Annotated in this window: 11 protein-coding genes; 6 read left to right on the forward strand and 5 right to left on the reverse strand. The window is 62.8% G+C overall.

All coding sequences use genetic code 11. From position 1 onward, the window contains the following. Nucleotides 1-480 carry a hypothetical protein gene (locus tag D9599_RS15990; RefSeq protein ID WP_198382266.1) on the forward strand — a complete coding sequence of 160 codons (480 nt, stop codon included), beginning with the start codon at nt 1-3 and terminating at the stop codon, nt 478-480. Nucleotides 481-535: 55 nt separating this feature from the next. Beyond that, nucleotides 536-844: a hypothetical protein gene (locus tag D9599_RS15995; RefSeq protein ID WP_198382267.1), complete on the forward strand. Its 309-nt coding sequence runs from the start codon at nt 536-538 to the stop codon at nt 842-844. Here the strand turns inward: D9599_RS15995 and D9599_RS16000 are convergent. The 3 genes from D9599_RS16000 to D9599_RS16010 all read right to left on the reverse strand — a co-directional run bounded on the left by D9599_RS16000 (nt 841) and on the right by D9599_RS16010 (nt 3,455). Beyond that, nucleotides 841-1,395, reverse strand: coding sequence for a hypothetical protein (locus D9599_RS16000; RefSeq protein WP_198382268.1), 555 nt, complete (start codon nt 1,393-1,395; stop codon nt 841-843). The two genes, D9599_RS15995 and D9599_RS16000, sit on opposite strands and share 4 nt — an antisense overlap. Nucleotides 1,396-1,397: 2 nt before the next feature. After that, nucleotides 1,398-2,588: a hypothetical protein gene (locus tag D9599_RS16005; RefSeq protein WP_232480558.1), complete on the reverse strand. Its 1,191-nt coding sequence runs from the start codon at nt 2,586-2,588 to the stop codon at nt 1,398-1,400. A gap of 69 nt (nt 2,589-2,657) precedes the next feature. Continuing rightward, complete coding sequence (locus D9599_RS16010; RefSeq protein WP_198382269.1) at nt 2,658-3,455, reverse strand: hypothetical protein; 798 nt, start codon at nt 3,453-3,455, stop codon at nt 2,658-2,660. 410 nt (nt 3,456-3,865) lie between these two features. Here D9599_RS16010 and D9599_RS16015 point away from each other — a divergent pair, with 410 nt between their 5' ends. The 4 genes from D9599_RS16015 to D9599_RS16030 all read left to right on the forward strand — a co-directional run bounded on the left by D9599_RS16015 (nt 3,866) and on the right by D9599_RS16030 (nt 6,775). Next, entirely contained in the window at nt 3,866-4,480 is a 615-nt protein-coding gene (locus tag D9599_RS16015; RefSeq protein ID WP_198382270.1) for an FIST N-terminal domain-containing protein, read from the forward strand. Nucleotides 4,481-4,498: 18 nt separating this feature from the next. Beyond that, nucleotides 4,499-5,155 carry an FIST C-terminal domain-containing protein gene (locus D9599_RS16020; protein ID WP_198382271.1) on the forward strand — a complete coding sequence of 219 codons (657 nt, stop codon included), beginning with the start codon at nt 4,499-4,501 and terminating at the stop codon, nt 5,153-5,155. Further along, nucleotides 5,155-6,261 (forward strand): hypothetical protein, encoded by a 1,107-nt coding sequence (locus D9599_RS16025; RefSeq protein WP_198382272.1) that lies wholly within the window; start codon nt 5,155-5,157, stop codon nt 6,259-6,261. The genes D9599_RS16020 and D9599_RS16025 overlap by 1 nt, the downstream gene beginning before the upstream one ends. Nucleotides 6,262-6,406: 145 nt before the next feature. Next, entirely contained in the window at nt 6,407-6,775 is a 369-nt protein-coding gene (locus tag D9599_RS16030; protein WP_198382273.1) for a hypothetical protein, read from the forward strand. Between the two features lie 437 nt (nt 6,776-7,212). Here the strand turns inward: D9599_RS16030 and D9599_RS16035 are convergent, their stop codons facing one another. Both D9599_RS16035 and D9599_RS16040 read right to left on the reverse strand, forming a co-directional pair. Continuing rightward, on the reverse strand, nt 7,213-7,701 hold the full coding sequence (locus D9599_RS16035; RefSeq protein ID WP_198382274.1) for a hypothetical protein: 489 nt from the start codon (nt 7,699-7,701) through the stop codon (nt 7,213-7,215). A 279-nt stretch (nt 7,702-7,980) separates the two neighbouring features. Beyond that, a partial coding sequence (locus tag D9599_RS16040) for a DNA cytosine methyltransferase (RefSeq protein ID WP_232480559.1) occupies nt 7,981-9,104 on the reverse strand: 1,124 nt, incomplete at its 5' end.

A 9,104-nucleotide genomic window follows, 5' to 3' on the forward strand; every position in this document is an offset into this window, starting at 1 on the left:
ATGGACGAAGAGGGAGGCACAGGTATTGGAGCAGGAGCTGCCTTCCTCCTCGGCCGTATGTCCGCCGAGAACGACCGGGCGCAGGATGCCCTGATTGCTCGGTTCACGGCCGGCATTCGCCGTAAGGGAGTGCCTCCCGCACGCAGAACCTACGATGCTGAGGAAGTTCACGAGGTTATCGACGGCTGGAAGGCGTCGGTTCGCTCGAAGGAAGGCAAAATCGAGGAGTGGCGCGCGCGCAGCACCGCCTTGACGGCCGAACGTGACCAGCTGCTTGCCCGAGTTGCCGAGCTGGAGGCGCACGCGGCCGAACGTCAGACCGAAATAGCCTCTCTGGAGCGGGCTGAGCGTGGCCTCAACGCGACGCTGAGTTCTAGGACGGACCAGCTCGAAGACCTGGAACTGGCCGTTGCTCGTATGTCCGCTCAAATGGCTGACCTACAGAGGGAGAACGAACGCCTTCGGCAAGGCGGTAGCTAGGACGCCTCGTTCGCGCCGCCGGACGGCAGCATGGGCCATCAACCAGGATGGACCCATGCGCCACTCTTCAACTCTCCTCCTTTTCGCTGCGCTTAGCCTCGGCGCTTGCACCGGTGGCAACATCCGCTCGGTCAGCAGTTACAGCGCCCCGGCCGCCCCGACCGTCCGGCACCCGACCTACGATCCCTTCGCCTCGCCCGGCTCGGCGAATGCCACCTGGGCGCCCCCCGTCGTGAACCGCAATGGCACCATCGTCAGGCCTCACGATCCCAGTGTCCTGGCCGGCCGTCCGGACTACGAACGCGCCCCCTGGGCAACGGGGGCGGCTGGTGGCTCCACCGCCGCCCCGCCAGGGACGTTCTAACCCGCGCTCGGCCAGAAAGGCTCGGCCGTGCGGAGGTAGTCGCCGGCCGAGCCTAGCTGCCCCGTTCGCAGCTGCCAGTTCTGCCAGGCGCTGCGAAACGACAGCACGAAGAAGGCGGCGCAGAACGGCAGGAATTGCACAGCTGCCCAGACCCGCTCCTGGGTCCACGGCGTCCCCATTGCCTGCCACGCCCAGAGCGCCAGGAAGCCCCAGCCGGCTGCGAAGCAGCCCCAGGCCACTCGCGCCGATTGCTTCCGCCGGATAGCCCAGATCCTCCGCAGTTCGTTCTCGGAGATCCCCATGACGAAGGCGGTCGCCGCAGCGTCCAGCCGCCCGTTCTCATCAGCGACGGGGCCTGCCCCTGCCGGTTGCCCGCGACGCAGCACTGCCGCCAGGTGACGGATCAATCTCGCGCCGCCGCGGATTTCCCGGGTGCCGGCCGCCTCGCCGGATCGGCGGAGCACCCATCGGGGGCCCGCCAGCACCCAACTCATGCGCCGCCGGGGCTCCTTGGCAGCGTCCCGCAGGCCTGGGCCGAGGTCGATCGACACGCTCAGCCCCCCTGCATCGAGGCGACCAGGGCGTCGAGGTCGGACGGCATGCCGTCTTGGCGCCCCTCACTTCCGTCCGCCCGACGCCACACCAGCGTCGGTGTACCCCGAAGGCCGATGGACTGTGCCGCCTCCATGTTGCCCCGCAGCCGGGCTGCCGCTTCCGGCGTGGGAGGGTCGCGGAGGTCGCCGCGGCTCCAGGCCTGCACCATCTGCTCGGCGGGGCGGCTCAGCATGGCCAAGCTGTCGGCCGTGCTGCGCCCGGCATTCTGGTGATCGAGGATCGCCACCGGCACCACCGAGACCCGCACTCTTCCGCTGGCGACCAGCGGCTGCAGGCGCTGCATAGCCTGAACCGAGTAGCCGCATTGTGGGTCGGCAAACATCCAGACATGGGGGGCCGACGGATTACCTACTGACCCAGCGGCAGTGCGTTCGGCGATCGCCAATGCCCCCCGCGACGGCACCGTTACGGCAACGCGGGCGGCCGGGGGCGCGGCTGGGCGAGGGGTTGCGGTGGCGGCCGGGGTTGCGGTGCTGGACACGTCGCCGATGGTGACCGTGGGAATGGCGCCCTCGATCGACGAGACCTGCTCGCGTGTAAGGTTCTTGCCCGTCGCGTCCCACATCACGCCGGGGATGACCCGCTCGCCATTGGGGGTGGCGTAGAAAACCTGAAAGGTGTCGCCGCTGCGGACGAGAAAGCCGCGCAGGCCATGACGGTCCCCGAGCTCGGTGACACCGGCGCCCGCGACCTCACGAAGCCGGGCCACTGACAGGTCCGCAGGGATGCCGGCGACCGCCGCCTCCCCCGACGGGGCGACGCTGAGCAGCATGAACTCGGCTCCGGAACGCGCCACCACCATTTGGAGGCCATCGCGCGCACCAAGTTCCTGGATCGCAGCGCCGGAAGCCACGATGTGCCGCAGCACCGGAACGCTCAGCGACGGCGAGGGCGGGACGGCGACGCCTCCAACCCGTGAGGGTTGAGCCGCCGACGTTGCGGGAGCTTCAGCGCTTGGCAGACGGCCGATCGCCGGCACCGATCCCAACATCGGCTGTGGCAGGGCGAGCAGGGGTGCCGCTGCGGCGGTTGGCGGTCCCTCCGCCGACACCGGCATGCCGCAGAGAGGGTTCGCCATAACGTAGGCGGGCAGCGACACGATGCACGTCGCCAGAAGAATGCGCTTCATGAGCCTCGTCCAATCCTTGACGACGCCATGTTGCCGGCTAGCGGCGCGAACGGCGCGCGCCCGTATGCCTCAGATGACAGGCTGGAGAAGTACCGTGTCGCAGAGCTTCAGGCCGAAGCTAATGACAAAGCTTGAGATCGCTGCTCCCGGATCCTGCCGTGCTAGCCCGGCGATGATGCCGGCCAAGGCGAGCAACTGGGAAACGCTGCGAACGTCTTGATGAGCCAACTGGCTCAACTGCACTGCAAACTGTTCTTCCCTATTGAGGTACTCTGCCTCACCCGGCATCTCGGACACGGTGCTGGGGGCGTGGCTTTGGGCAGCGGTCGCAAGCGATAGCAGTAACGATTCACGCTTGGAGATGTAGTCGAGGATCGAGGTCGTAAGCGCGCGCAGGTCATCGCTCTCGAGCCACAAGGAGGCTTCATCTTCCTCGCTGCGTGCGGCCACCACCGAGTAGTGTGCCAGCACTTCGTCGGCAAATGCCGCCATCAGCAGCAGATGCTCCTCAGCCACTTCGTCGTGAAAACGAGGCAAGAAGTGAGCGAGTGTCGACGCCTTCAAACCGAGGCCTATGAGAGACGCAGCTCTCGTCGATCCCAACTCGAGCAGGGCTCTGAGGATGCTCTCGACCAACCGGGCACACTCGCGCTCAAGCCACTCGCAAGTACCCAGATCGCCTCGGCTACTGGCCTCCGTCACCATGCGAATGCCGCTTTGAAAGCGATCGTCCAGAAGCCGGATTCTATTGCAAGCGTCCGCGATCTTCCGGTCCAGTTCCTCAAGATTGTAGAGCCCGAGCACCATGATCTGCGACGCTGCGGAGGGATGTGCCGGAATACCTGGAGGGCTGCTCGACAGGTGCATGTGCCGTCTTCCTTATCAGAGCAGCGTTCTAAGCGACGCCGACACGCATCTTCCTCGAATGGAACAGATGCAGTGCGCGCTCCGCGTGGTGCGGCAATGCTCCAGGGTCGTTCACTTGGGACGAGGCATTGCGCAGTCCGCTCCTAGCCATGATGGTTGGTGAAATCGACCGACCAACCCAGGAAATCGTGATTTCCAGTAGTTTTTCACCAATAACCGGTGCTAACATGCCATGTACCTTTGGTCTGCTTGGGGGAAGCAACGCGCCGGTCTCGGTGCGAATGACTACCGCAGCGCAGAACCTATAGGCAACAGTTAATGGCAAGTTGAGCCGCATGTGATAAAAAGCAATCTTATCACAGGGCAAGGCGCTTGTATCATAATTGATACGAAGTGGAGATATCTTCTCTGTGAATCACGTCCACAAGATGGAGGAAGATGCCGAAAAGTCCGAAAGCCGGCAGAGCAGGCCTTTCCCACAAGATTGGAAGGAGAGCGGCGTTGTTGTCGTCAGCGCACAAGGTGCTTCGACGCGATCCGTGACACTCAGTTGTTGCGAGCAACTACGGCGAGCGACGCCTGCATGTCCATCCATCCTGCTCGTCTTCGGTGGCGGCAAGCATACACCAGAAATCATCTTGGAAACGATCGCGAGCGTGTATCCGCAGTGTTGCGTAGTTGGCGGGGCTTGTGCCGGCATCATCGTCGCAGATGGCAGTAGCTGCTCCGGTTCGGAGATCGGCATGGTTGCATTCCTTGGTACGAAGGTTTCCCCTAAGGTGCATTGCGTCGATCTGCTCGCGCGCGGCGATCTTGCGGCTGGGCATCAATTGGGTCGCCTCGTTCGCGACCAGCATGCTTCCGATGCAGCGGTGTTGTTGCTGTACGACAGTGTACTTTCCTTCCAGCCGCGCCGACTGCACTTGGCCGGAAACCTGCTGCAAGGCTTTCAGGCCGAGTGGCCCGGCGCCATGGCCGCAATTGGAGGGGGTCTTCTGACCGACCTCAACCTGACGGACGGATAGATTCTGCTGAACGGGGAGGTGAGGCGCCACGCTGCACTGGCACTGGTGTTCCCGAAAGGCGTCACCGCCGATGCCATCATCCTGCGCGCTGCCCGGCCTATCAGCGCCTTCATGGCAGTCACCCACATCGAGGGTGCCGAGATCTTCACCTTGGATGGCCGACGCGCACTCGATGTCGTGGAGGAACATCTCAACGCACCGCTGACCGACACCGCCGGCCACCCGAGCAGGATCATGACGCTCGGACTGAAGTTGGGTGAGCAATGGGAGAGTGGCACGCCGGACGACTACGTGAACCGCCTGATCGTCACTGCGGACCGTGAGAAGGGCAGTGTCACCCTGTTCGAGCCTGACTTCTACGAAGGCGCTCTTGTGCAGCTCATGCAGAACGATCCTGAGATGATGCTGAATATCGCGCGCGACCGTGTCGCCGCAGCTACGATGCGCTGTGAGGGCGGACGTCAGCCATTCCTGCGCTTGTACATCGACTGCGCCGGGCGGGCGAGTGCGATGAGCGGGGCGCTGGTGGAGGAGGCCGACGTCGTGGCCGAGGCGCTACCGGATGACACACCCTTTCTGGGCTTCTACTCGGGCGTCGAGATTGCGCCGCTCTACGGCAGAAGCCGTCCTCTGGACTGGACCGGAGTTCTCGCAACGTATTCGAGGGAGGGCTGATGAACACGCCAGTCCGCGCCGCGGCCGAGAAGGAGCTCATCTACTACCGGCGGATGTGCAACGAGCTCGGCAAAGATCTGCAGCGGGTTCAGGACGAGAACGAGCGTCTCGTTCGCGAGGTTCGACGATACCAATCTCAGAGTCGATTGGATCGGGAACTATCGCATGTGACGGGGACCGTCGCGGATATGGCCAGTATGGCTGCACTCGTGCTTGACGCCGTCATCGAACACTCGCTCTGCGCGAGGGCCATGATCCTACACGAACGCGCCGATCATTCGAATTGCTTCGACATCCTGGCCGCTGCGGGTTGCCGAGACATACTCGTAAAGCCCAGTGCTGCCCTAGAACAGGCGCCAGCCTTCGGCCATTCCTTCGAAGGTGAGCATTTTCCTACCGGAGTTACTGCGTTCTTCAAGGCAGTCAGCAAGCTGATCGGATCAACTCATCTGATCTGGAACTATGACTGCGACAGCGGCTTCGCGATCCTCATGGCCGGAGCGCTAGGCCCCGCTGATGCCATGTTCCGGCAGCAAGGCGATGATCTGAGCTACACAGCACTCGCCCGGCTGGTGGACGGCTACTGGCGTCTGCAAGCACGACAGCCTGTGAACGAGATGCCGGAGATCAGTGAGCCGCCGCCCTGCGTCGAAGCATTCCCCGCACCATCACAGGATACGATCCCGCAGCTTGATCGTGCACGACCGACGATCCGTGAGTATGAGATCGCGAGTTCCATAGCAAAAGGGGGCGCGATCGAGCACGTTGCCGTCCTGATGCGTGAGGACGGTGAGTATGAGCTGTTCGTGCGGCCGAGCTGGAGCACTGGTTTCCGGCAGATGCTGACGTTCCGCGGACATGCGGAGAAGGTTTACAAGGACGTCAATCGGCTACTCGGTTACGTCCGCACGGCCTGCCGGCACGACGGAAGCATCGTTTTCTATGCGGCCGGATCAGAGCAGTTCGAGGCACTCAAGCCGGCGGCACCTACGTCGCTACCGGACGATCGCACGCAGGTGGCATCGGCGTATGATGGCGCCGATGGAACTGAAGTGCCAAGCATGCCTTTCAAGCGGAGTGGGGGCACCGATGAAAACCGGACTTAGCTTTGAACGGCTCGCGAGCGTGCTCCTGCTTTGCCTTGCTTTGACGGCTTGTCAGACGAGCAGTCCATCGGTCCCGCTCGTCACTGGCGTTCAGCCGGGCCGGATGGCAACAGGGCGCGAGGGCCTTACTCCGGCTGCCGCCGCCATGATCGACTTCGTCGTGGACCGCTACACCTTCGCTTCGGACCGGCAGGGAATGGCGGGTGTCATCGCGGCGATCGACGAGTGCTACCTGTCGGCAATTGCACCGGGCAAGCGTCCACAGGACGTCAGAAATTGCCTTGTTCTGGATATGCTGGCCTTCAGCATAGATCAGCACGTTTCTGGCGGCCCTCCGGGGAATGATCGGCAGCTGCCCTTTTTCCAGCGGGCGCGCGCTGCTCAGCGATGGGAGCGCTATGCACCACTCGGCAACCTGCGACCTGGAGAGGATGCTGCGCGCTTCATGATGAACGGCTCCGATGCGGCTGCCTTTGAACTCGAACGTCGGCGCCGTGCGCCCAGAATGTCATGATGCAGGTACGAACGCTGTTGGCGCATGTCGTGGCAGGAGCGCTGCTCGTGACTTTCCCTTCTAGGGCGTCAGCGCAACAGGCTATCGGTCGCCCGGTGCCCGACGCTGTGAACGCGCCCGGGCTTCGGTGCTGGGGCATCCGGGGCGGCCCGTCCGCTCAGACATTCGTCTTCCAGGAGCCAACGACCTCCGCGCAGCGCATGGGGTACGTCTCCTCCTGGGTGGCCGTAACGGGACCAGCCCGCAACGGCTTCCTACCAGTTGAGACCCCTACCGGGCCGCGCGGCTGGGTAATGCAGGAGACCGTAGAGCGCGATACCTGGATCAGCATGAAATGCGTTGCACGACGCGGACCAAACGGGCGTGTCTTCTTCATCTACGGAGGCACGCCGCCAAGCCGCTGACGAGTGGCCCGGTCCCGTCTTACTGGCGGCCGATCAATTCTTGTGGATATCACCCTCCGCTTTCTTTGTTAGAGCCACGACGTGGTCATGGAAGAAGCCGATCAGCGCATTGTGCAGATCCGCCGCCTTCTGCAGCAAGCCGGCGCTGCGTTCGTAGAATGGAGCGCGACCCTGCTTCTGAGTGGCATCATCATGGTAGTTTACCGTGTGCAGCCAAACCGTGCGTAGGGGCTCCATGATCTCGTCCATCTGCGCCTCGAGGGCCGGCCTCTTGCCACCGATTGCGCGGAAGCCCTCACAGGTGGTGAACAACGCAGCGAGCCACATCGGAAGAAAGGCCTGATATCTTGCGAAGGGAACATCGCGTTCACTGGCCTTAGCATTCCTGGTGGAGCGCTCGGCCTCCTCGACCATTTCGAACGCGCGTCGGGCCACGGAGAAGTAGTTCCAGTAGAGAGCGAGCACCGGGTCATTGCCGGTGTTCGGATCTTCGCTGCGCTGAGGCCTACTCGGCGTGGACACGCGCTTCCTGGGCACTTGCAACTCCTATGCAGGCACGAACTCTGGCTTCCCTAGAGCATTCAGACCAAGCCGAACTAGCCAAAATCCGAGGAAGCGTATGCCTGTCGGTACGAGATCGGCATGTCAGGTTGCAGGAGTGCAGATCGGCTGCGCGATTCTGAACACCTTCAAGGCTTTTGGTGCGCCCGACACCGTCGCTTTCAAATGATTAAAGCATTGAAGGATGAAATATACTTTAGAACCGACTTCTGCAATGACGCCGAAGATCAGCGAAAGCTTTCAGACCAACTCATGCAACAACTCCCGTTGCTGACTCTCTGTGCTGGCCATCTCGCTGTCGCCATTTTTCAAAAGGGATTTCACGACAGCCTTCATCACTGGTGGCGCCACTCCATTCCCGAGCAGACGGATGCGGTCGCGGCGGTGTCCAATGCTCTCCAGGCTGTAACCGCCCTTAAGCCCCATCGCTCGCATCAATTCTGGAACCTGGAGCATGCGCAACATCGGCGTGCGCCTTTGCCATGTCACCAAGCCGAAGCGATCAATGGTGGTGACAGTCCGCAGAGGACGGTTCAGAGGCTGCCAACCGCCGCTGGAATCAGAGCCGTAGTAGACGATGAGGAAGGGGGTGCCAGCCGGGAGAGCGGCCATCGCCCTCTCAGCCCGTTCCAGTGTGGCCTTAGCCCTGCCTTCACGCCTCAGCGGTGTGCTTTCCCAAGTCCCAGGAGGATCCAGTATCTCCTCGACAGTTCTTGTCCTGGTCCATGCCGAGGGAAGCACAGCGTCCGGCTGCCTTTCCCGATCAGCCAGGATGAACATCCGCCGTCGATTCTGCGGAACACCGAAAGCCGCAGCATCAAGCACCACGGTACGGCTCTGATAACCAAGCTCGTGCAGGCTATTTAAAAGTGGATGATAGCCTGACCAGCTCCGCATGTGGACGACGTTCTCGACCACTACCCAGCGGGGCTTCAGATCCTGGGCGAAGTTGATGACGTATCGTGCCGTGGCTCGGCTAGCCTCATCCTTGGGTCGGCTCCCTCTGGCACAGGTGTGGTTGGTGCATTCCGGCGATGCCAACAGCAAGTCGATCCTGCCGAGATCGCCCAGCACCGCGGGGCGGGTATCCTCCTCCAGGCGCAAGTTCTCGGCGCGAGCTCCGGGAAAGTTCCTGCGGTACGCCTTGGTAGCGAGGTCCCAGGCGTCCACACCGCAGACAATCTCGGCGCCCGCTTTGAAGGCACCCCAGCTGCTGCCGCCTCCGCCCGCGAAAAGGTCCAGTACTCGTGGCTTCATGAAGTCGTTGTACCAGGTTGCGCGGCCAGTGCCAGGCGCTTCGATGCATCCAGCGGTTGTTTTCGCCCGCTCCGTATAGCCTGGACCACCCGGGTGGCGCAGGCCTT

It is taken from the genome of Roseomonas sp. KE2513 (genome assembly GCF_016107305.1).
Taxonomy (GTDB): Bacteria; Pseudomonadota; Alphaproteobacteria; order Acetobacterales; family Acetobacteraceae; genus Roseomonas.